Here is a 20,461-nt window from a genome sequence, read left to right on the forward strand (position 1 = left end):
GGTGATTCAAGGAATGAATGGGCCGGGGGTGTGAGGTGAATGGCGTCGGCGTCGGCGTCGGCGTCGGCGTCGGCGTCGGCGTCGGTGCTGGTGGCTGGTGGCTGGTGGCTGGTGGCTGGGGGCTGGCGGCTGGCGGCTGGCGGCTGGTGCCAGCGTGGGCGTGGCCGGACGCACGAGAGGCAAGGGTGCTAACCCGGCAGAGGACGCCGGCATGCGCGCTCCCGGTGCACGCTCGCGCTGACCGACTTGCTGCACTGGACGGGTGCTCGCTGTCCACCGACGTGCTTGCCGCACTGCACGGCGCCGCGAATGGCACCTCCGCACGCACACCGTCATCCTCCGCCTCGACGCTGCGCGCGAGCCCTCCCCTGTTCAGGTCGTGGGGTCTTGAGGCCGTCAGGGCCGTGGAATCCTTGAGTTCAGGGGTCTCCGGGGTCCTGGTCCTGGTCCTGGTCCTGGTACCGGGTTCCTGACGTTCTGGGACGAGGCGGACCAGTCAGCCCCAGACCGTTCGGGCTGAGCCTGTCAAAGCCTCGTCACTGAAGCTCGCGCTGAGGCGGAACAGGTTGGCCGAGCCGTTGCGCCGCGCGCCGCTCTACCCTTCGACACGCTCAGGGCGAACGGATTTCGGGGCCGGCGGCCGACCCCGGCAGTACAGGCGCACCGTCCAGGCGGAGGGTGCCGGTGTGCGTGCGGAGGTGCCATTCGCGGCGCCGTGCAGTGCGGCAAGCACGTCGGTGGAGAGCGAGCACCCGCCCCGTGCACCAAGCCGGTCAGCGCGAGCGTGCACCGGGAGCGCGCATGCCGGCGCCCTCTGCCGGGTTAGCGTCCCTTCCTCTCGCCCGTCCCTTCAATCCGTCGACCCTTCAATCCGTCACCCGTTGACCAGCCAACCAGCAACCAGCGCAATTGACACGTGGAGAAACCGAAGGCCACAGAACGCACGCAAGGCGACCAAGCAGCGCCACGTTCCACCCCCCTCAGCGCCCGATGTTGAACAGCCAGAGAAAGAAGCGCCCCACCATCACCAGCAGCTCCCACAGCGCCCGCAGCGCGTCCAGCAATCCGGCTTCAGGCGGCACCACGGCGACTCCCTTCGAGACGACCTACGGACCTCACGCCGCCAGCGCCCCGCCATGCGCGCGCAAATCGCCCAGCCACTCGGGCGACTGCAGCAGCACCAGCGCCGCCTCCAGCGCCCGCGAAGGCCGCACCGCCGCCGGCGCCATGAAGCCCAGCGGCGTGCGCACCGTCGGCAACACCAGGGGCTGGGCCAGAAGACCCGGCTGACCGCGCACCGTATCGACCATCGCCCCCGGCAGCACCGCGCACACATCGCCGGTCTGCACCGCCAGCACCAGCGTGAGCACCGAATTGGTCTCGACCGCCGGCGCCACGCCCGCCGCACCGGCCTCGGTGAAGGCGGCGTCGATGATGGCGCGGTTGTGCATCTCGGGCGTGAGCAGGCACAGCGGCAGCGCCGCCGCCTCGGCCCAGCCGATGGGCTCGCCCATCTGCAGCACCGCGGGCGTCAGGCTTTCGGGGGATGTGCGCAGCAGGAAGTAGTGCTCCTCGATCTGCGGCCATGTCTGCAGCGCCTTGGCCGCCGGGCCCTGCCGGCCGGTGTAGCCCAGAGCCAGGTCGATGGCCAGGTGGTCCAGCCCGGTCTCCAGCTCCAGCGAGCTCATCGACAGCACCGTCGGCACGATGCCCGGATGCCGCACGCGCAGTCGCGCTGCAAAGCGGCTGAGCAGCGGGATGGCCGTGGGCACGGCCGCCATGCGCAGGCGCCCTCGCGGCTGGCCGGCCTCGCTGCGCAACTGCTGCTGCAGCCGCTCGTGCTCGTGCAGCATGCGGTGGGCGCTGGCCAGCACCTGTTCGCCCTCGGGCGTCAGTCCCGCATAGGCCCGGCCGCGGCGCACGATGGCCACGCCGAACTCGGCCTCCAGCGCGCGCATGGCATTGGACAGCGCCGGCTGCGTGATGTGGCAGGCCGCCGCTGCCCGGCCGAAATGCCGGTGCTCGGCCAGGGCGGCCAGGTAGCGCAGGGAGGCGAGGAGGTTCATGCGTCGGCAGGGCGGCAAGGCAAGTCAGCCACTGCCGATGATCGTCGGGCTTCCTTGCAAATCGATCGGCCGCCGATCAATTTGCAAGGACGAGGGGCGGCGCGAAGCCGGTCGCCCCGCAGACGATCAGGTGTTCTTGCTCACCGTGATGGTCGGGAACTTGGACGAGAAGTCCTTGGCCTTGCCCGCGATGCCCATGGCCACCTGGCGGGCCACGGCCTTGTACAGGCCGGCGATCTCGCCGTCGGGATCGGCCACCACGGTGGGCTTGCCGCCGTCGGCCTGCTCGCGGATGGTCATGGCCAGGGGCAGCGCGCCCAGGTAGGCCATGTTGCGCTCGGCCGCCATCTTCTTGCCGCCCTCGTGGCCGAAGATGTGCTCCACATGGCCGCAGTTCGTGCACACGTGCACCGCCATGTTCTCCACGATGCCGAGGATGGGCACGCCCACCTTCTCGAACATGGTGATGCCCTTGCGGGCGTCGAGCAGGGCGATGTCCTGCGGCGTGGTGACGATCACCGCGCCGGTGATGGGCACGCGCTGGCTCAGGCTGAGCTGGATGTCGCCGGTGCCGGGCGGCATGTCGACCACGAGGTAGTCGATGTCCTTCCAGTTGGTCTGGCGCAGCAGCTGGTCCAGCGCCTGGGTGGCCATGGGGCCGCGCCAGATCATGGCCTGGTCGGGGTCGACCAGGAAGCCGATGGACATCAGCTGCACGCCATGGCCTTCCAGCGGGTCCATGGTCTTGTCGTCGGGGCTGGTGGGCCGGCCGCTCACACCCATCATCATGGGCTGGCTGGGGCCGTAGATGTCGGCGTCGAGCAGGCCGACCCGCGCGCCCTCGGCGGCCAGCGCCAGGGCCAGGTTGGCGGCCGTGGTGCTCTTGCCCACGCCGCCCTTGCCCGAGGCCACGGCCACGATGTTCTTCACGCCCGGCAGCAGCTGCACGCCGCGTTGCACCGCATGGGCGGTGATCTCGGTCAGCACGTTGACCGACACGTTCTCGACGCCGGGCACGGTACGGGCCGCGGCCACCAGCGCCTTGCGCAGCGCCGGATGCTGACTGCGGGCCGGATAGCCCAGCACGAGGTCGAAGGCGACGTCGCCACCGTCGATCTGCAGATTGCGCACGGCCTTGGCCGCCACGAAGGACTGGCCGGTGTTCGGGTCCTGGACGCTCTTGAGCGCGTCGAGCAGGCCCTCGGGGGTCACGGTCATTGGATTTGGCTCCTCAATTGGGCGGCGAGTCTACGGGCCCAGGGCCGGCCGCTGTCGCGGAAGGGGCAAGCGGCGTCAGCTGGCGGAGGCCACGGAGTCCGCCGAGGCGAGGCCCTGCGGCGCTGGCGCCGGTCGTGATCGCCCTGCGCCGCCCAGTGCAGCGCCAGCCCCAGTGCCAGGGCCATGTAGCCCAGGCCACCGGGCACCCACATCACCAGGCCGGCGATCTGCTGGTCGGTGAGCGGATCGAGGCCCCAGGCGCGCGCGCCAGGCGCCTGCAGCGCATAGAGCGGCTGGCCGGCGAAGGTGAGCAGTGCGCCCAGCAGCCCGGTGTGGGCCAGCGTGGCCAGCACGGCCAGCAGCGCGGCGCCGCGGCGGTCCGCCGGAGCATGGACGGCCCGGTGGAAGAAGACGAAGGAGGCCGCCACCAGCGCCGCCGTGGCGGCCCAGTGCACCGCGCCGCTGGTCAGCGTGGCCGCATAGACGGCCGGCAGGTGCCACAGCCACAGCAGGCCGCCGTGCAGGGCCGCCGCCAGCGGCAGCGCCATGCGCGCGTCGTGGCGCGGTGGCGTCCAGCCGAGGGCCAGCAGCGCACAGCCCGCCACCAGCACCATCAGCTGCACCATGTGCGCCCCCGCCAGGGTGGCCGCCAGCCGGCACAGGGGCGACAGCAGCGCCAGCGCCAGCAGGGCCAGCCCAGCCAGGCGCCATCGGCGGGCGCTGCCCTCCGGCAGGCCCGCCCTCGCCGTCGGCCGAAGGGCATGGAAGGCCAATGCCAGCAGCGGCAGCAGCATGGCCGGAGACAGGCTCCAGGCGACCCACCAACCCTGCGGCAGCGCGGGCATGGCGCCGAGGGTACACAGGCGGATCAGGTCGAGCGACATGGCGGGGACTCCTCGGCGTTGGTCAGAGACACGGCGGCAGCCGCAGCAGCGGCAAGGCCACGAAGACGGTGGACGCGGCCGCCAGCGCATGCAGCAGCGCCGCCATGAAGGCGATGAAGCGCCGACGTTCCCGGCGCTGGGCGAAGGCGCTCCCGGGCACCTCGCCAGCGGGCGGCTCATCGGCCTCGGCCTGCCCCACCGCATCCGCCGGCCGTGCCGGGCGGTGCGGGCCGGCCGGGTCCAGCCCCCGCAGTGTGCGGGCATGGCACAGGCAGCGGCGCGCGGCCAGCAGCAACAGGACGACGGTGGCCAGCGTGCCCGCGATCAGCGCACCGTTGACGCCGTTCCAGGGTCCGCGCGCATCGGCCGCCCAGCGGGCCGAGCAAGCCACCGACACGCCGCCGTACACCCCCATGAACCAGAGCGACCACAGCGTGAAGCCCAGCGCCAGTTGCCAGGGGCTGTCGGGCGACAGCCAGCGCGGCATCCACGCCGCGCCCGAACGGACGCCCTGCTCCCCTCTCCCCTCGCGGGAGAGAGGCCGGGGGAAAGGGGGCGACGGCGCTCGTGCAGCGCGACTGTCCGCAGGGGGTCGGGCCTTCGCAGCATGCCCGTCCCGAGCCGGCGCATCGCCCCGCCCGCCCCTCATGCCCACCCCCGCGGCACCAGCGCGAACGCCAGCCAGGCCACCGCGCACGCCCCTGCCGTGTAGTGGCAGAAGGCTGCCACCACGCCAGGCTCGTAGGGCCGCTGCAGACCCACATGGCCCGCCCGCACCCGCGCCGCCTGCATCAGCGCCAGCACCCCCGCGAGCAGCGTGTGGAAGCCCAGGTAGAGCAGCATGATGGCGACGATGGCGTCGTGCGCCTGCAGGCGCGGGCGCAGGTCGAGCGTGGCGCCCAGCAGCGCCAGGCCGGCCGCCGCGCCCAGCGCAAGCAATCCCGCCGCAGCAAGGCGCAAGGCAAGCCCGCCGCCCTCGCCCCGCCGCAGCCGACCGACCGCATTGCACATCGATGCGCTCGCCGCCACCGCCAGCACGGTCACGGCCAGCAGCGGCCACAGGCCCAGCACCGGCCGCGCCGGGGCCTGCCAGCCCGGCGCCACCGTCCACAGGTAGAACCAGCCGAAGAGCAGCGAACTGAAGAACGCCCCATCGGCCAGCAGCGTGAACTTCATGCCCCACAGGCCCGGCCCGTCGAAGCCATGGGTGTGCGGACGCAGCACCACGCCGTGGACTTCGGTGACGGCGTCTTCTTCCTCATGCGGCGCGCCGTAGCCTGGATGGTCGCCATTGACCCATGACCAGCGCAGCAGCACCAGCGCCGCGCCCGCGCCGAAGATCGCCGCCGGCACATAGGCCTTGAGCAGCAGCATCACGCACAGCAGCGCGATCAGCAGCGCCGCGTGAAAAGGCAGCCAGCTGTTGCCCGGCAGCACGATCAGCTCGGTGGGCCGTGCGGCCACGGGGCTGCTGCCCAGCGTCTCGCGCGCCGCCACGCCGCGGGCCAGGGCATGCCGGCCGGCGGCGATCTCGGCCGGCAGGCCGGGCCGCGCCCACAGGGGATGGCGCGTGTGCACCGCGGGCTGGCTGGCGAAGTTGTAGGCCTCCGCAGGCATGGCGGTGGCCCATTCCAGCGTGTCGGCCTTCCAGGGGTTGACCTCGGCCCGCCGGCCCAGGCGCCAGTGCAGCACCAGGTCCAGCAGCACCGTGACGACGCCGAAGGCCATGACGAAGCCGAACACCGAGGAGATGAGGTTGGGCCATTCCCAGCCCAGGCCCGGCTCGTAGGTGTAGACGCGCCGCGGCATGCCCAGCAGGCCCGTCCAGTGCATCACCAGGAAGGTGCCGTTGAAGCCGATGACGGTGAGCCAGAAGCCGGCCCGCGACAGCCGCTTCGACGGCATGCGCCCGCTCATGTGCGGCAGCCAGTAGTAGAGCCCAGCAAGCAGCGGGAACAGCATGCCGCCCACCAGCACATAGTGGAAGTGCGCCACCACGAAATGCGTGTCGTGCACCTGCCAGTTGAAGGGCACCAGCGCCAGCATCACGCCCGTCAGCCCGCCGGCCACGAACACCACCAGGAAGGCGGCGATCCACAGCATGGGCACCTCCCAGCGCGGCCGGCCGGTCCACAGCGTGGCCAGCCAGGCGAAGATCTGCACCGCTGTCGGAATGCCCACCAGCATGCTGGCCGCCGAGAAGAAGGCCTGCGCCAGCGCCGGGATGCCCAGCGTGAACATGTGGTGCACCCACAGCCCGAAGCTGAGGAAGCCGATGCCGATGAGCGAGGCCACCACCCAGCGGTAGCCCACCAGCGGCCGGCCGGCAAAGACCGGCACGATGGTCGAGATCAGCCCCGTGGCGGGCAGGAAGATGATGTAGACCTCGGGATGGCCGAAGAGCCAGAAGAGGTGCGCCCACAGCAGCGGATCGCCGCCGCGCGTCGGATCGAAGAAGGCCCAGCCTGCCGCCCGCTCCAGCTCCAGCAGCACCGAGCCGAGGATCAGCGGCGGAAAGCCGATCACGATCATGAGCGAGGTGACCAGCATGGCCCAGGCGAAGATGGGCATGCGCTGCAGCGCCATGCCGGCCGAGCGCGTGCGCAGCACCGACACCGCCAGCTCGATGGCCGCCGTCATGGTGGAGATCTCCACGAAGGTGATGCCGATGAGCCAGAAGTCCGAGTTGATGCCGGGCGAGTACACGTTGCTCGACAGCGGCGTGTACATGAACCAGCCGGCATCGGGCGCCAGCTCGAAGGCGAGGCTGCTGGTGAAGATCACGCCGCCGAACAGGTAGCACCAGTAGCCGAAGGAAGACAGGCGCGGGAACACGAGGTCGCGCGCGCCGATCATCTTGGGCAGCAGGTAGGCCGCGATGCCCTGCAGCATGGGCACGGCGAACAGGAACATCATCAGCGTGCCGTGCATGGTGAAGGCCTGGTTGTAGGCCTCCACACCCATGAAGTCGTGCTGCGGCAAGGCCAGCTGCGCGCGGATCAGCATGGCCAGCACGCCCGCGATCAGGAAGAAGGCGCCGCCCGTGAGCATGAAGCGCTGCGCGATGGTGCTGTGGTTGACCGCCGCCAACACGCGCCAGCCGGGCGGGTTGCGCCAGGTCTCGTGCAGCGCGCGGTGCAGGGCGTCGTCGGCCTGCTGGTTGGTGGCCTCGCTGGTGGGTTGCTCGCGCTCGGTCATCGGGCGGCCTCTTGAGCGACGGCGGCGGCCACGGCGGGTGGCCGTGGCGTCAGGGCGGCAGCGGGCGGCGCGTTCAGCCATGCATCGAAGGCCTCGGCCGGCATGGCCTGCACCACCATCGGCATGTGCGCATGGCCGGCGCCGCAGAACTCCGCGCAGACGCCGCGGTAGGTGCCAGGCCGGTCCGCCTGCAGCCGCACGACCAGCGTGCGGCCCGGCACGGCGTCGAGCTTGCCGCCCAGTCGTGGCACCCAGAAACCGTGGATCACGTCGGCGCTGCGGGTGTGCACGTCCACCGCGCGGCCGGCGGGCAGACGCAGCTCGTTGCGCAGGCGCCGGCCGGTATCGGGGTAGTGCACCTCCCACCACCACTGGTGGCCGGTCACTTCCACCCGAAGCGGTGCGGCCGCCGCGCCCGGCCAGGGCAGCTGGTGGAAACCGGCCGGCGAGCCGAAGACCAGCAGCGCCGTGATGGCGGTACCCGGCAGCAGCAGACCACCGCCCACCAGACAGCGGCGCGCGATGCGACGCTGACGGGCGCCGTCCTCGGCCCGGCGCGCCTCCTGGCCGGAGCGGTGTTCGCCCCCTTCTTCGACACCCGCCGATTCGCCCTTGCCACCGCGGCGGTCACGACCGGCGCGCATGGCCAGCGCACCCAGCACCATCATCAGCAGCCAGACCGCCGCCGCCACGCCGAACATCCACCACCACACCTGCGCGATGGCGCCGGCCGAGGGCCCGGCCGGGTCGAGGACCGACAGCGGCCCCCGGCATCCGCCGAGGAGCGGCAGCAGGCCCAGCCCCACAATGGCCGGATGAGCGCCGCACCTCCGAGCCCGGGCCAAGTGATGCCCGAACCCATCCGCAGCCGCGCGGCCATTGCCGGCCATCCGCTGCATCCCATGCTGATCCACTTTCCCGTGGCGGCGCTGATCGGTCTGGTGGGCACCGACGGCGCCTGGTGGTGGACGCAGGACCCGTTCTGGGCGCGCGCCGGCCTGTGGCTGGCGGGCGTGGGCGCGGCCGGCGGCTGGGTTGCCAGCATGGCCGGGCTGATCGACCTGCTGACGGTCAGGCGCATCCGCCGCCTGGTCACGGCCTGGGGCCATGCCATCGTGGCCGTCATGATGCTGTCGCTGGCCACGCTGAACTGGGCGTTGCGCTGGCGTGCCGAGGACCCGGCCCAGTGGCTGTGGCCCTGGGGCGCGGGCATCACGCTGTTCACGGCGGGCTTCATCGCGCTGGCCGCCTACCTCGGCGGGCGGCTGGTGTACGAGAAGGGCGTGGCGGTCGACATGACCTGAGATGGCGCGGAGGCGCCCGGCGTGCGCCGGCAGGGAGGTCGCAGGCGCCAGGCCCCGTGGCACGGCCCTCACGGCAGCGTCCCGTCCAGACCGGGCTTGCGCAACACCAGCCAGGCGATGGCCAGCAGCAGCGGCAGCAGCAGCGCACCGATGAGCAGCGCGGCGCGCTGCGCAGACTGCCCGCGCTCCACGCGCAGGATGAGCAGGCCGAAGCTGGCATGGCCCAGCGCCAGCAGTCCGACCAGCACCAGCTTGGCCAGCAACCACAGCCCGAGCGTGCCCTGAACCACGAAGATCAGCGTGCCCGAGCCGATGGCCAGCAGCGCGGCCGGCGTGGCCACCCAGATGAACAGGGCGCGCAGGATCTCGTCCTGCGGATCGCCCAGCGCGGCGGGTCGCCGGTCGGCTGCGCCCGAGGCGGCGGCGGTGGCCAACGGCAGGTACAGCAAGGCGCCGCACCAGAGGATCACCGCACCGATGTGCAGGATCTTCAGCCAGGGCATACGGCCCTCGCGTCAGAAGGCAGGCGCGCCGCGCGTGGCAGGCGCGGCACGCTCGGCAGGCGGAACCCGTGACGCAGGCACGGCATGCCCAGCGGAGCATGCGGGCGGATTCGACACCGCGCGCTCAACGCACGTCCACCGGGGCGTCGCGCCCCTTGGCGGCGGGATGAGGTGCGCCGCTGGCGTCGCCCTTCTCGCATACCTTCTCGCCATCGTGGCTGCCAGGCTCGTGCGGCGGCGGCAGGTCCGCATCCTGGGACTGCGCGGGCCGGCGGCGCCGGCTGCCTGGCTTCAGGCGGCCTTCTTCCTCCAGCTTGCGCGCCTGTTCCCGGCTGCCGGTGGTGGCCGCGCGCGTGCGCGGCGTGTTCGTGGACATCGCCAGACCCCTTGCTCGAAACGGGCCGGCACCGCGGATGGCGCCGGCGGGTTCGGGTCAGGTCGCGTGTCCTGTATTTATGTGTTGCGGCGACGGCACCCCGGGCTCTCCCCCTGCGTGCCATCGTAGGAAGCCGGGCGCGCGCCCGCTGTCGGACAACAGAGCTATGAGGATGCGCGCGCCAAGTACTGCTGCGCAAAGTCCACGAACCAGTCGATGGCCGCGGGCTGCGCGAGCGCATCTCGCTTGACCACCTTCTCCAGCGGCTGGCCCAGCAGCAGCTTCTTGACGGGCAGCTCCAGCTTCTTGCCGGTGATGGTGCGCGGCACCAGCGCCACCGGAACGATCTCGTCGGGCACGTGGCGGGCCGAGAGCCCGGTGCGTAGCGCCTGGCGGATGCGCTGGCGCAGCGGCTCGTCGAGTTCGATGCCGGGCCGCAGCTGCACGAACAGGGCCATCCAGGACGGGCGGCCCAGGTATTCGAGGTCCACCACCAGGCTGTCGGCCACCTCCTCCAGTTGCTCCACCACGCGGTAGAACTCGGCTGTGCCCATGCGCACGCCCTGGCGGTTGATGGTGGCGTCGGAGCGTCCGTAGATGACGCCGCCGACGGCGCCCGGCCGGGGCACCAGCCGCAGCCAGTCGCCGTGCCGCCAGACGGGGCGGCCCGCCGCGTCCTGGAAGGTGTCGAAATAGCTCTCGCGGTAGCGGCTGCCGTCTTCGTCGCCCCAGAAGAACAGCGGCATGGAGGGCAGCGGATTGACGCAGACCAGTTCACCGACCTCGTCCATCACCGGGCGGCCGTCGTCGCTCCAGGCCTCGACGCGGGCGCCCAGGGTGCGGCACTGCATCTCGCCCAGGTACACCGGCAGCGTGGGCAGGCCCACCAGGAAGCCGCCGGCCAGGTCGGTGCCGCCGGAGACCACGTTGAGCCACAGGTCGGGCCGGATCGACGCGTACATCCAGGCGCAGGCCTCGGGCGACAGCGGCGAGCCGGTGGAGCCGAGTGTGTGCAGCGCGTCCAGGTCGGCGATGTCGCGCGGCACGATGCCGGCCTTCATGCAGGCCTGGTGGATGGCCGCCCCCGCACCGAAGAAGGTGGCGCGCGTGCGGCCGGCGAGCTTCCACAGGTGGCCCCAGTCGTGCTCGGGCCCGTCGCCCGTCACGCTGCCGTCGTACAGCACCACGGTGGCACCGCCCAGCAGGCTCATGATGTGCGCGTTCCACACCATCCACGAGGTGTTGACGGCCCACAGCACCCGGTCGCCGGGATGCAGGTCGTTGTGCAGCACCATGTTGACCATGCCGTTGGCCAGCACGCCGCCATGGCCGTGCACGATGGGCTTGGGCAGGCCGGTGGTGCCGGAGGAATAGAGGATCCACAGCGGGTGGTCCGCCGCCATCGGCTGCGGCGCCAAGGCCGACGGCATGGCCAGGGCGTCGGCCCACGGCAGCCAGCGCCGGGCCTGCACCTGCGGCGGCGGTGCGGCATCGGCCGCGAGGTGCGGCACCCAGAGCACGGCCTGCACGCTGGGCAGGCCGGCCAGGATCTCGTCCAGCGGCGCGCGGCGGTCGAAGGGCTTGCCGGCGAAGCGGTAGCCGTCGACCGCGATCAGCACCTTGGGCGCGACCTGGCGGAAGCGGTCGCCGACGCTCACCGGCCCCATGTCGGGCGCGCACAGCGTCCAGATGGCGCCCAGGCTGGCGGCGGCCAGGAAGGCCACGACGGTCTGCGGGATGTTGGGCAGGTAGCCCGCCACGCGGTCGCCGGGTTCCACACCCAGGTCGCGCAGCGTGGCGGCCACGGCGCCGACCTGACGCCGCAGCTCGGCCCAGCCGATCTCGCCGCTGCCACCGGCCTCGCTCTCGTAGACGATGGCCTGCGTCTGCAGCCCCTCGTGGCGCAGCACCTGCTGCACGAAGTTCACCCGCGCGCCCGGAAACCAGCGCGCGCCGGGCATGGGCGCGTCCTCCAGCATGCGCGCGGGCGGCGGGTCGAAGGGCAGCGCGAAGAAGTCGAGCACCGCGCGCCAGAAGCCCTCCGTGTCCTGCACCGACCACTGCCACAACGCCTCGTAGCCGTCGAAGCACAGGCTGCGCTCGCGCTGCAGCCACTGTGCGAAGGCCGTGATCAGGGCGCGGTCGCGGCGAGCGTCATCGGGCGTCCAGAGGGGGGTGAGCGGGTGTTCGGAGGGGGTCATGGGCGGTCGCCGGGGACAGGCCGGCGAATCGCTCGCCGGCAGGGTTTCAGGAGTCGGCCGTGAAGCCGATGCGCGGCACCTGCACGTGCCAGAAGTCGGTGTCGGCCTTCAGTTTCGCCGTCAGTTCCTGTGGGCCGAGGAACTGCGCGCTCATGCCGAATTCGGCCAGGCCCTGCGCGTAGTCCGGCTGCGCGACGGCGGCGCGGGCGGCGGTCGCCAGCCGGTCGATGACCGCCTGCGGCGTGCGGGCCGGCACGAAGAGCCCGAACCATTCGGTGTTGTCGAGCGCATAGCCCTGCTCCGCATAGGTGGGCAGCTCCGGCGCGAAGGGACTGCGCGCGCTGCCGCTGACGGCCAGCAGGCGCAGCCGGCCCGAACGCAGTTGCGGCAGGTAGCTGCCCAGCACGGTGGAGTAGCCCGCCACCTGGCCGCCCATCAGGTCCTGCAGGCCGGGGCCGTCGCCGCGGTAGGGGACATGGGTCAGCTCCACGCCGGCCATCTTGCCCAGCAGGCTGCCCAGCAGGTGCGGCGTGGAGCCCGCGGCGGGCGAGCCGAAGGCCGCCTGCGCCGGATGGGCCTTGGCCCAGGCGATGAAGTCGGGCAGCGTCCGGACGCTGGCCGGCACCGCGGGCCCGACGGCGAAGGCGAAGGGGAAGGTGCACACCATCGCCACCGGCACCACGTCCTGCGAGGCATAGGGCAGCTTGCGATAGGTGAAGGGATAGACGCTGAAGGGCGCGGGCGGCGACAGCAGCACCGTGCCGCCGTCGGGCGCGGCCTCCTTGACGGCGCCGACCGCGATCTGCGTACCGGCGCCCGGCCGGTTGTCCACCAGCATCGTGGGCGCATAGGCGCCGCGCAGCTTCTCGGCCAGGCGGCGGGCCACGTTATCGGTGCTGCCGCCGGGCGGAAAGCCGACGACGATGCGCACCACCTCGGGCGTCTGCGCCGAGGCCAGGCGCGGCCACAGTGGCAGGGCGGCGGTGGCGCCCAGGGTGCCCAGCAGGCGGGCGATGAACTGGCGGCGGTCGGTCATGGCGAGGTCTCCTTCAGGCCCGGTCTCGGTGCTGCCGGGCTCGGTGCGCACTGTGCCGTGGGCGGCGATGGAGGCCTGTCGGTTTGTTGCGCCGGCTGTCGGCGCCTTGCGCCACTGCGGGAAAGTCCTGAGACGGATCGGCGGGCGCTCAGCCGCCGCGTCGCCACGCCGTCGGCGACTGGCCCCAGTGCCGCCGGAAGGCCTGCGAGAAATGCGGCGCCGAGCGGTGGCCGGTGCGCGCCGCGATCTCGGCGATGTCGAGCGAGGTCTCGCGCACCAGCTGGGCGGCGTGCGCCATGCGCTGCGCGTTCAGCCAGGCGTGCGGCGTCATGCCGTACGAGGCCTTGAAGGCGCGCGCGAAGTGGAAGCTGCTCAGGCCCACCAGCCGCGCCATGCGCTCGACCGTCCAGTGGGCGTCGAGCGCCTCGCGCACTGCCTCCTCCAGCTGTTGCATCTGCCGTCGCAGCAGCCAGGCGCCACCGCGCAACGCCCGGTGCGGGCCGGCATAGTGGCTGAGCAGGTGCAGCGCCAGGGCCTGCGCCACATGCTCGCCGAAGCCGCTGTGCAGCGCCGCCTGGCTGTCCAGCGCACCGAGCAGCATGCGGGCGAAGCCGTCGAGCACCGGATCGTCGCGGCCGAAGCAGCTGTGCAGCGTGACCTCGGCCTGCGCGCTGCGGTGCAGCCAGCTGGGGGCCACGTCGATGTGCAGGTTGTCCCGCGGCCGGGCGCTGCGCCAGAAGCTGGGCAGGCCCGCGGGCACGACCACGGCCTGCCCCGGCAGCCAACGGGTGCGGCCCACGCTTGCGCCATGGCGCTGCAGCAGGTCGGTGGGAATGGCGCGACGCACGAGGATGGTGTGCTCGGCCGTGGGCGGCACGTAGAGGTCGCCCTCGGGGCCGACCTGGTGCCACAGCATCAGGCCCGGCCAGGGCAGGCCCTGGCTGGAGCGGCGCACTTCGTGGCCCGGCAGCGCCTGCCAGGGCTCACGGGCGGGCGAGGCGCCTTCCAGCGCGCGCCAGCGGCGAAGGTCGAAGCCGCCCGGTGTGTTCGCGGTCGGATCGGATTCGAGGTTCATGGCGGCGGTGCGGGCATGGCGGTGCGCGCGATGCTACTGCCGCGGCCCGCCCCGCCCCGCGCCGTCCTCAGCCGCCCTTGCGGGCCGCCAGCATCTCGCCCATGCGCTGGTGGATCAGGTTCACCGCCTTGAGCGGCCGCAGCATGACCTTGAACTGGGTGATGCGGCCATCGGCGTTCCAGCTGATGATGTCCACGCCGTTGACCTCGATGCCATCGAGCGTGACGGCGAACTCGAGCACGGCATGGTCCTGCGCAATCGTCTCGCGCACGTAGCGGAAGCTGTCGTTGAAGAAGACCTGGAAGGCCGCCGTGAGGTAGGCGCTGACGATGGGCCGACCCACCTGCGGCGTGTGCACCACGGGCGAGTGGAAGACGGCGTCCTCGGCCAGCAGGGCCCAGAGGCCGGCGCTGTCGTGGGTCTGCACCAGGCGGTGCCATTGGGCCAGGGCGGCGGGGTGCGTCATGGGTGTCTCGGTGGGCGCGGGCGGCCCTGTTTCTTGGGGGACACGGAAGGTAGCGCAGCCGGCCTCGCGAGGGCCGTCCGCTGGGTGACAGCGGGAGTACGGCACGACGGGTCCAAGGGATCGCGCGGCCGTCGCGTGTCTTTCTCCCTCTCCCGCGAGGGGAGAGGGGCTCATCCGGGACGTGGGCGGACAGCGCGGCTTTCAGGCGACGTCGATGCCCAGGTCCGCGCAGACCTTGGCCAGCGTGGCCTTGAGGGTGGCGACCTCGGCTTCGAGCCGGTCCACCCGCAGGCGCAGGGCGGCCGTCTCGCCGGCGTCGCCCCCGGTCGCCGTCGCAGCGGCACCCGCCGCCGGCACCGCCATCAGCTCCGCCGCCACCGGCCCGGACAGCAGGTGCGCCCAGCGGCTCTCGCGCGCACCCGGCAGGCGCGGCAGCTTGACCACCAGCGCGCCGGCCGGCCGCTCGGCCATCTCGTCCAGGAAGCCTTCCACCGACGAGATGTCGGCGAAGTTGTGCATGCGGTCGCTGGCGATGCGCAGTTCGCCCGCCGTCTGCGGGCCGCGCAGCATGAGCACGGCCAGCAGGATCACCGACTGCGAGGGCAGCCGCAGCACGCGGTCGGTGTTGTGGCCGTAGCGCATGGCCCGGCCACCGCTGCTCTCGTCCACCAGGCTGCGACGGCGCAGGCTCTCCAGCGCCTCCTGCACCTCGGCCTCGGCCAGCTCCATCACCGGGTGCCGGCTGGTCTTCTGGTTGCAGCCGGCCAACAGGCTGTTGAGCGTGAGCGGGTAGCTGTCGGGCACGGTGCGCTGCTTCTCGATCAGCACGCCGAGCACCCGGGCCTCGGAAGGCGAAAGAATGGGCAGGTTCTGCTCGGTCGTCATGCACCCCCCTTGATGCGGGCCACCAGCGCCTTGGTGAAGGCGATGGTGTTGGCGCCGCCGCCCAGGTCGCCGGTGCGCACGTTGTCGACGTTGAGCGTCTGGTCGATGGCGGTGCGCAGACGGTCGGCCAGGTCGACGCGCTTGACGTGGTCCAGCATCTGCGCCGCGGCCAGCATCAGCGCGATGGGGTTGGCGATGCCCTTGCCGGCGATGTCCGGTGCCGAGCCGTGCACCGCCTCGAAGATGGCCGCATCGGCGCCGATGTTGGCACCCGGCGCCATGCCCAACCCGCCCACCAGCCCGGCCACCAGGTCGGACAGGATGTCGCCGAACAGGTTGGTGGTGACGATCATGTCGAACTGCCAGGGGTTGAGCACCAGCTTCATGGCGCAGGCGTCCACGATCATGGTCTCGAACTGGAACTTGCCCTGATATTCGGCGGCGTAGAGCTGCTCGGCCGTCTCCAGGAAGATGCCCGTGAGCGCCTTCATGATGTTGGCCTTGTGCACCACCGTCACCTTCTTGCGGCCCTGGGCCACGGCGGCGTCGAAGGCATAGCGCAGGATGTGCTTGCAGCCCTGGCGGGTGTTGATGCCGGTGGCCATGGCCACGGCATGCGGGTCGTCCTCGATGCGGATGTAGTGCTCGTGGCCGATGTACAGGCCCTCGAGGTTCTCGCGCACCACCAGCAGGTCGATGTTGTCGAAGCGACCGCCCGGAATGATGGTGCGCGCCGGCCGCACGTTGGCGAAGAGCTGGAAGGCCTCGCGCAGCCGCACGTTGGAACTGCGGTAGCCGCCGCCCGACGGCGTCTCCAGCGGGCCCTTGAGCGCCAGCCGCGTGCGGCGGATGCTCTCCAGCGTGGCCTCTGGCAGCGGGTCGCCCGAGGTCCTGACGCCGCCCAGGCCGGCGATCTGCGGGTCCCACTCGAAGGGCGAGCCCAGGGCGTCGAGCGCCGCCAGCGTGGCTTCCATGATCTCGGGGCCGATGCCGTCGCCGGAGATCAGGGTGGCGGGAATGCGGGGGGTGGTCACGGGGCTTCCTCCTTCGGGGTCTGCGGGCAAAGCCGCAAGCATACGGCTGCGACGCGGGCCCAAACCTAAAATGCCCGACCCTGCCAGAGCGCGGCGCCCTGCCGCGACACGACCGGCCCATCCGCGAGACCGACATCCATGCCCGCAGCGCGCAAGCTCTTCGTCACCACCGCCCTTCCCTACGCCAACGGCAAGTTCCACATCGGCCACATCATGGAATACATCCAGGCCGACATCTGGGTGCGCTTCCAGCGGATGAACGGTGCCGAGGTCAACTTCGTCTGCGCCGACGACGCCCACGGCGCGGCCATCACCATCGCCGCCGACAAGGCGGGCATCACGCCCCAGGCCTTCGTGGCCGAGATCGCGGCCGGCCGCAAGCCCTACCTCGACGGCTTCCACATCGCCTTCGACAACTGGCATTCCACCGACGCGCCCGAGAACCACGAACTCGCGCAGCAGATCTACCGCGACCTGAAGGCCGCCGGCCTGATCGAGACGCGCCCGGTGGAGCAGTTCTACGACCCCGAGAAGGGCATGTTCCTGGCCGACCGCTTCATCAAGGGCGAGTGCCCGAACTGCCACGCCAAGGACCAGTACGGCGACAACTGCGAGGTGTGCGGCGCCGTCTATGCGCCCACCGAGCTGATCAACCCCTACTCGGCGCTGTCGGGCGCCAGGCCGGAGCTGCGCAGCTCCGACCACTTCTTCTTCAAGCTGTCGGACCCGCGCTGCGAGGCCTTCCTGAAGGAGTGGACCACGGCCCCCGGCCATGTGCAGCCCGAGGTACAGAACAAGATCCGCGAATGGCTGGTCAAGAAGGAAGACGGCACCGGCGGCCTGGGCGACTGGGACATCAGCCGCGACGCGCCCTATTTCGGCATCGAGATCCCCGACGCGCCGGGCAAGTACTTCTACGTCTGGCTCGATGCCCCAGTGGGCTACCTGGCCTCGCTCAAGAACTGGCTGGGCAAGAAGGGCGAGGACTACGAGGCCTACATGGCCCAGCCCGACCTGGAACAGGTGCACTTCATCGGCAAGGACATCATCACCTTCCACACCCTGTTCTGGCCCGCCATGCTGCACTTCAGCGGCCGCAAGGCGCCGGACGGCATCTTCGTGCACGGCCACCTGACGGTGAACAACGAGAAGATGAGCAAAAGCCGCGGCACCGGCATCGACCCGCTGCAGTACCTGGGCCTGGGCCTGAACCCCGAATGGCTGCGCTACTACATCGCCGCCAAGCTCAACGGCCGCAACGAGGACATCGACTTCAACCCCGAGGACTTCGTCGCCCGTGTCAACAGCGACCTGGTGGGCAAGTTCATCAACATCGCCAGCCGCTCGGCCGGCTTCATCGCCAAGCGCTTCGGCGGCCAACTCGGCACCGTCTCCGCCGACGGCGAGGAACTGCTGGTGATGCTGCGCGCCGGCGCCGAGGACCTGCGCCAGCTGTACGACAGCCGCGACTACGCCCGTGCCCTGCGCGAGGTGATGGCGCTGGCCGACCAGGTGAATGCCTATGTCGACGCCAACAAGCCCTGGGAACTGGCCAAGCAGGCCGGCCAGGAGGCGCGGCTGCACGACGTGTGCACCACCTGCATCGAGGCCTTCCGCCTGCTCACGCTCTACCTCAAGCCAGTGCTCCCGGCGCTGGCCGCGCAGGTCGAGGCCTTCCTGAACATCGGCCCGCTGCAGTGGGCCGACGCCGCCCGCGCGCTGGGCGCCGGCCATGCCATCGGCGACTACAAGCACCTGATGACGCGCGTAGACCCGAAGGTGCTGGAGCAGCTCTTCACGCCGCCCGCCCCTGCCGCGGCACCCGCGGCCGACGCAGCGCCGGACCTGCCCGGCGGCGAGGCCCTGGCCCCCACCATCACCATCGACGACTTCGCCAAGATCGACCTGCGCATCGCCAAGATCGTGGCCTGCGAGAAGGTGGAAGGCTCTACCAAGCTGCTGCGCCTGACGCTGGACGTGGGCGAAGGCAGGACGCGCAACGTCTTCAGCGGCATCGCCTCGGCCTACCAGCCGGCGCAACTGGTGGGCAAGCTCACCGTCATGGTGGCCAACCTGGCGCCGCGCAAGATGAAGTTCGGCGTCAGCGAAGGCATGGTGCTGGCCGCCAGCCATGCGGACGAGAAGGCGCAGCCCGGCATCCATGTGCTGGAGCCGTGGCCGGGTGCCCAGCCGGGCATGCGGGTGCGCTGAGCGGCCACCGGGCTCGATCGCCGATGCCTCTACTCGCCATCGACCGCCCATCGCCAGCCGCCTGGGCCGCGCGGGCCGTCGTCCTGTCGCTGGCCGTGGGCGCCCTGGGAGGCTGCGCCGTCGTGTCGGTGGCCGGCGCGGCCGTGTCCGTCGGCGCCACCGCCGTGAGCGTGGGCGCCGGGGCGGTCGGCCTGGCGGCCGATGCGGCCATCGGGACGGCGCGCATCACCGGCAAGGCCGTGGGTGCCGCGGCCGACGCGGTGTTGCCCGGCGAAAAGGACTGAACGGGCGGGCCCTTCCGAGGCGTGCCATCCAGGAGCCTGGGGCGAACCAGGCCCGACGTCCGGCGTCCAGCCCGGCCCCGGCGAGAGTCAGGGCGCCTCGACGCTGCGGTCCTGCGACGAGCCGCTGCGCAGCACGTACTGCTGGTCGTTCAGCACCGCGGTGAACACCATCGGCGTATTGGGCGGCTGGGTCCAATGCCAGTCCCATTCCGTCTCCTGCTTGAGCGCATAGCGTGTCACCTTGGCGGGCTTGCCCAGCAGCTTGCGCAACTCTTCCATCGGCATGCCGGGCTTCACGCGAGCGAAGTTCTCGGGCGTGAGCACCTGGCGCAGGGCGCTCATGCGACCGTCGGGGCCGATGGTGATCATGTAGTTCTTGCGACCGGCGGGCTGGCGGTTGTATTCGAGCATCCGCCCAGAGGGCGACTCCCAGATGTTCTCGGGCTCGCCGAACTGGGCGCGCACGTCGGCCTCGGTGGCCACGCCCTCTTCCAGCCGGTCGATGCGCTGCGGGTCGCAGCCCGCCAGGGCGGCCAGCGCGGTGAATGCGGCGGCGATGCGCGCCGCGGTCCTGCCAGTGGTCATCGATTCCCCATCGCCCCGTCGTTAAAATCGCGCCCCTCGTCCCGTCACAAGAAGCTGCACCAGTCTATGTCGATCTTCGGCCGCCCCCACTACACCTCCGACGCCACCCAGTTCATCGAGAAGCTGCGCGAGCAGAAGCCCACGCTCGAAGCCGAACAGCGCGCCGGCCGCGCCCTGCTGTGGGACAAGCAGATCGACCGCCAGACCCAGGCCGAGTTCGAGGCCGCTGCCGTGGCGCAGCAGCCCTACGTCTACCAGACGAAGTCGCATTGAGCACCACCCCCGCGCTGCCTGCCGCCACCGCGGACGACGACGACCGCCCCGCGGTCGCCGCCATGCCCGAGGTGGTGGACCAGGTGGCGCTGGCCCGCCTCTACGGCGAGCCGCTGTTCGCACTGCCGAACGACCTCTACATCCCGCCCGATGCACTGGAGGTCTTCCTGGAGGCCTTCGAGGGGCCTCTGGATCTGCTGCTCTACCTGATCCGCAAGCAGAACTTCAACATCCTCGACATCCCCATGGCGGGCGTCACCCGCCAGTACCTCGCCTACGTGGACGAGATCCGCAGCCGCAATCTGGAGCTGGCGGCCGAGTACCTGCTGATGGCGGCGATGCTCATCGAGATCAAGTCACGCATGCTGCTGCCGCCCAAGAAGACGGCGGACGGCGAAGAGGCCGAAGACCCGCGCGCCGAGCTGGTGCGCCGCCTGCTGGAATACGAGCAGGCCAAGATGCAGGCCGCCGCCATCAATGCGCTGCCCACCTATGGCAGGGATTTCTGGAAGGCGCAGGTCTACATCGAGCAGTCGCTCAGGCCGCGCTTTCCGGACGTGAGCCTGGACGACCTTCGCCAGGCCTGGGCCGACATCCTCAAGCGGGCCAAGCTGGTGCAGCACCACAAGATCTCGCGCGAGGAACTGTCGGTGCGCGAGCACATGAGCATCGTGCTGCGCCAGTTGCAGGGGCGCCGTTTCGTCGAATTCGAGTCGCTGTTCGACGCCACGCGCGGCGTGCCGGTGCTGGTCGTCACCTTCATCGCCCTGCTGGAGTTGGGCAAGGAAACGCTGGTGGAGATCACCCAGGCCGAGGCCTTCGCGCCCATCTACGTGCGGCTGGCCTACGCGCCGAGCTGAGA

20 protein-coding genes are annotated in these 20,461 nt (G+C 71.3%); 5 read left to right on the forward strand and 15 right to left on the reverse strand.

From position 1 onward, the window contains the following. Nucleotides 1-1,115: 1,115 nt before the first annotated feature. The 6 genes from KBC94_RS24920 to coxB form a co-directional block, all read right to left on the reverse strand. On the reverse strand, nucleotides 1,116-2,066 hold the full coding sequence (locus KBC94_RS24920) for a LysR substrate-binding domain-containing protein (RefSeq protein ID WP_294376797.1): 951 nt from the start codon (nucleotides 2,064-2,066) through the stop codon (nucleotides 1,116-1,118). Nucleotides 2,067-2,192: 126 nt separating this feature from the next. Then, nucleotides 2,193-3,284, reverse strand: coding sequence for an iron-sulfur cluster carrier protein ApbC (gene apbC, locus KBC94_RS24925; RefSeq protein ID WP_076511462.1), 1,092 nt, complete (start codon nucleotides 3,282-3,284; stop codon nucleotides 2,193-2,195). Beyond that, a complete protein-coding gene (locus tag KBC94_RS24930; protein WP_294376822.1) occupies nucleotides 3,281-4,168 on the reverse strand; it encodes a cytochrome c oxidase assembly protein in 888 nt (295 codons plus the stop codon). Before KBC94_RS24930 ends, apbC begins: the two co-directional genes overlap by 4 nt. Nucleotides 4,169-4,190: 22 nt before the next feature. Next, nucleotides 4,191-4,655: a hypothetical protein gene (locus tag KBC94_RS24935; RefSeq protein ID WP_294376823.1), complete on the reverse strand. Its 465-nt coding sequence runs from the start codon at nucleotides 4,653-4,655 to the stop codon at nucleotides 4,191-4,193. Between the two features lie 158 nt (nucleotides 4,656-4,813). Beyond that, the gene (gene ctaD, locus KBC94_RS24940; protein WP_294376824.1) at nucleotides 4,814-7,366 is read right to left on the reverse strand and encodes a cytochrome c oxidase subunit I; all 2,553 of its coding nucleotides are present in this window, start codon (nucleotides 7,364-7,366) and stop codon (nucleotides 4,814-4,816) included. Then, nucleotides 7,363-8,172: a cytochrome c oxidase subunit II gene (gene coxB / locus KBC94_RS24945; protein WP_294376825.1), complete on the reverse strand. Its 810-nt coding sequence runs from the start codon at nucleotides 8,170-8,172 to the stop codon at nucleotides 7,363-7,365. The genes ctaD and coxB overlap by 4 nt, the downstream gene beginning before the upstream one ends. Before the next feature lie 9 nt (nucleotides 8,173-8,181). Here coxB and KBC94_RS24950 point away from each other — a divergent pair, with 9 nt between their 5' ends. After that, nucleotides 8,182-8,670 (forward strand): DUF2231 domain-containing protein, encoded by a 489-nt coding sequence (locus KBC94_RS24950; protein ID WP_294376826.1) that lies wholly within the window; start codon nucleotides 8,182-8,184, stop codon nucleotides 8,668-8,670. A 68-nt stretch (nucleotides 8,671-8,738) separates the two neighbouring features. Here KBC94_RS24950 and KBC94_RS24955 read toward each other — a convergent pair whose 3' ends face one another. The 8 genes from KBC94_RS24955 to KBC94_RS24990 form a co-directional block, all read right to left on the reverse strand. Beyond that, complete coding sequence (locus KBC94_RS24955; protein ID WP_294376827.1) at nucleotides 8,739-9,173, reverse strand: CopD family protein; 435 nt, start codon at nucleotides 9,171-9,173, stop codon at nucleotides 8,739-8,741. Between the two features lie 124 nt (nucleotides 9,174-9,297). Continuing rightward, nucleotides 9,298-9,549 (reverse strand): hypothetical protein, encoded by a 252-nt coding sequence (locus KBC94_RS24960; protein ID WP_294376828.1) that lies wholly within the window; start codon nucleotides 9,547-9,549, stop codon nucleotides 9,298-9,300. Between the two features lie 164 nt (nucleotides 9,550-9,713). Continuing rightward, complete coding sequence (locus KBC94_RS24965; RefSeq protein WP_294376829.1) at nucleotides 9,714-11,750, reverse strand: acetoacetate--CoA ligase; 2,037 nt, start codon at nucleotides 11,748-11,750, stop codon at nucleotides 9,714-9,716. A gap of 46 nt (nucleotides 11,751-11,796) precedes the next feature. Beyond that, on the reverse strand, nucleotides 11,797-12,786 hold the full coding sequence (locus KBC94_RS24970) for a Bug family tripartite tricarboxylate transporter substrate binding protein (protein ID WP_294376830.1): 990 nt from the start codon (nucleotides 12,784-12,786) through the stop codon (nucleotides 11,797-11,799). Between the two features lie 148 nt (nucleotides 12,787-12,934). Continuing rightward, nucleotides 12,935-13,861: an AraC family transcriptional regulator gene (locus KBC94_RS24975; protein WP_294376831.1), complete on the reverse strand. Its 927-nt coding sequence runs from the start codon at nucleotides 13,859-13,861 to the stop codon at nucleotides 12,935-12,937. A 67-nt stretch (nucleotides 13,862-13,928) separates the two neighbouring features. After that, the gene (locus tag KBC94_RS24980; RefSeq protein WP_294376833.1) at nucleotides 13,929-14,327 is read right to left on the reverse strand and encodes a nuclear transport factor 2 family protein; all 399 of its coding nucleotides are present in this window, start codon (nucleotides 14,325-14,327) and stop codon (nucleotides 13,929-13,931) included. Between the two features lie 201 nt (nucleotides 14,328-14,528). Further along, nucleotides 14,529-15,212 (reverse strand): YceH family protein, encoded by a 684-nt coding sequence (locus KBC94_RS24985; protein WP_294376835.1) that lies wholly within the window; start codon nucleotides 15,210-15,212, stop codon nucleotides 14,529-14,531. Beyond that, a complete protein-coding gene (locus KBC94_RS24990; RefSeq protein WP_294376837.1) occupies nucleotides 15,209-16,288 on the reverse strand; it encodes an isocitrate/isopropylmalate family dehydrogenase in 1,080 nt (359 codons plus the stop codon). Before KBC94_RS24990 ends, KBC94_RS24985 begins: the two co-directional genes overlap by 4 nt. 96 nt (nucleotides 16,289-16,384) lie before the next feature. Here KBC94_RS24990 and metG point away from each other — a divergent pair, with 96 nt between their 5' ends. Both metG and KBC94_RS25000 read left to right on the forward strand, forming a co-directional pair. After that, nucleotides 16,385-18,457, forward strand: a complete 2,073-nt coding sequence (metG, locus tag KBC94_RS24995) for a methionine--tRNA ligase (protein WP_294376839.1) — start codon at nucleotides 16,385-16,387, stop codon at nucleotides 18,455-18,457. A gap of 23 nt (nucleotides 18,458-18,480) precedes the next feature. Beyond that, nucleotides 18,481-18,741 (forward strand): hypothetical protein, encoded by a 261-nt coding sequence (locus KBC94_RS25000; protein ID WP_294376842.1) that lies wholly within the window; start codon nucleotides 18,481-18,483, stop codon nucleotides 18,739-18,741. Between the two features lie 87 nt (nucleotides 18,742-18,828). Here KBC94_RS25000 and KBC94_RS25005 read toward each other — a convergent pair whose 3' ends face one another. Next, nucleotides 18,829-19,326, reverse strand: a complete 498-nt coding sequence (locus KBC94_RS25005; protein WP_294376844.1) for an outer membrane protein assembly factor BamE — start codon at nucleotides 19,324-19,326, stop codon at nucleotides 18,829-18,831. Nucleotides 19,327-19,392: 66 nt separating this feature from the next. Here KBC94_RS25005 and KBC94_RS25010 point away from each other — a divergent pair, with 66 nt between their 5' ends. Together KBC94_RS25010 and KBC94_RS25015 are read left to right on the forward strand one after the other, a co-directional pair. Then, nucleotides 19,393-19,599: a DUF3460 family protein gene (locus KBC94_RS25010; RefSeq protein WP_017762266.1), complete on the forward strand. Its 207-nt coding sequence runs from the start codon at nucleotides 19,393-19,395 to the stop codon at nucleotides 19,597-19,599. A gap of 62 nt (nucleotides 19,600-19,661) precedes the next feature. Next, nucleotides 19,662-20,459 (forward strand): ScpA family protein, encoded by a 798-nt coding sequence (locus KBC94_RS25015; RefSeq protein WP_294377044.1) that lies wholly within the window; start codon nucleotides 19,662-19,664, stop codon nucleotides 20,457-20,459. Nucleotides 20,460-20,461: the final 2 nt, after the last annotated feature.

The organism is Pseudacidovorax sp., assembly GCF_017991995.1.
Taxonomy (GTDB): Bacteria; Pseudomonadota; Gammaproteobacteria; order Burkholderiales; family Burkholderiaceae_C; genus Xenophilus.

Coding starts and splice junctions, on each gene's coding strand:
- KBC94_RS24980 (WP_294376833.1), bottom strand. CDS start 14,327: ATGACGCACCCCGCCGCCCTGGCCCAATGGCACCGCCTGGTGCAGACC.
- KBC94_RS25005 (WP_294376844.1), bottom strand. CDS start 19,326: ATGACCACTGGCAGGACCGCGGCGCGCATCGCCGCCGCATTCACCGCG.
- KBC94_RS25010 (WP_017762266.1), top strand. CDS start 19,393: ATGTCGATCTTCGGCCGCCCCCACTACACCTCCGACGCCACCCAGTTC.
- KBC94_RS24955 (WP_294376827.1), bottom strand. CDS start 9,173: ATGCCCTGGCTGAAGATCCTGCACATCGGTGCGGTGATCCTCTGGTGC.
- KBC94_RS24965 (WP_294376829.1), bottom strand. CDS start 11,750: ATGACCCCCTCCGAACACCCGCTCACCCCCCTCTGGACGCCCGATGAC.
- KBC94_RS24985 (WP_294376835.1), bottom strand. CDS start 15,212: ATGACGACCGAGCAGAACCTGCCCATTCTTTCGCCTTCCGAGGCCCGG.
- KBC94_RS25000 (WP_294376842.1), top strand. CDS start 18,481: ATGCCTCTACTCGCCATCGACCGCCCATCGCCAGCCGCCTGGGCCGCG.
- KBC94_RS24960 (WP_294376828.1), bottom strand. CDS start 9,549: ATGTCCACGAACACGCCGCGCACGCGCGCGGCCACCACCGGCAGCCGG.
- KBC94_RS24990 (WP_294376837.1), bottom strand. CDS start 16,288: ATGCTTGCGGCTTTGCCCGCAGACCCCGAAGGAGGAAGCCCCGTGACC.
- KBC94_RS24970 (WP_294376830.1), bottom strand. CDS start 12,786: ATGACCGACCGCCGCCAGTTCATCGCCCGCCTGCTGGGCACCCTGGGC.
- metG (WP_294376839.1), top strand. CDS start 16,385: ATGCCCGCAGCGCGCAAGCTCTTCGTCACCACCGCCCTTCCCTACGCC.
- KBC94_RS24950 (WP_294376826.1), top strand. CDS start 8,182: ATGAGCGCCGCACCTCCGAGCCCGGGCCAAGTGATGCCCGAACCCATC.
- ctaD (WP_294376824.1), bottom strand. CDS start 7,366: ATGACCGAGCGCGAGCAACCCACCAGCGAGGCCACCAACCAGCAGGCC.
- KBC94_RS24920 (WP_294376797.1), bottom strand. CDS start 2,066: ATGAACCTCCTCGCCTCCCTGCGCTACCTGGCCGCCCTGGCCGAGCAC.
- apbC (WP_076511462.1), bottom strand. CDS start 3,284: ATGACCGTGACCCCCGAGGGCCTGCTCGACGCGCTCAAGAGCGTCCAG.
- KBC94_RS24930 (WP_294376822.1), bottom strand. CDS start 4,168: ATGTCGCTCGACCTGATCCGCCTGTGTACCCTCGGCGCCATGCCCGCG.
- KBC94_RS25015 (WP_294377044.1), top strand. CDS start 19,662: ATGCCCGAGGTGGTGGACCAGGTGGCGCTGGCCCGCCTCTACGGCGAG.
- KBC94_RS24975 (WP_294376831.1), bottom strand. CDS start 13,861: ATGAACCTCGAATCCGATCCGACCGCGAACACACCGGGCGGCTTCGAC.
- KBC94_RS24935 (WP_294376823.1), bottom strand. CDS start 4,655: ATGCCGCGCTGGCTGTCGCCCGACAGCCCCTGGCAACTGGCGCTGGGC.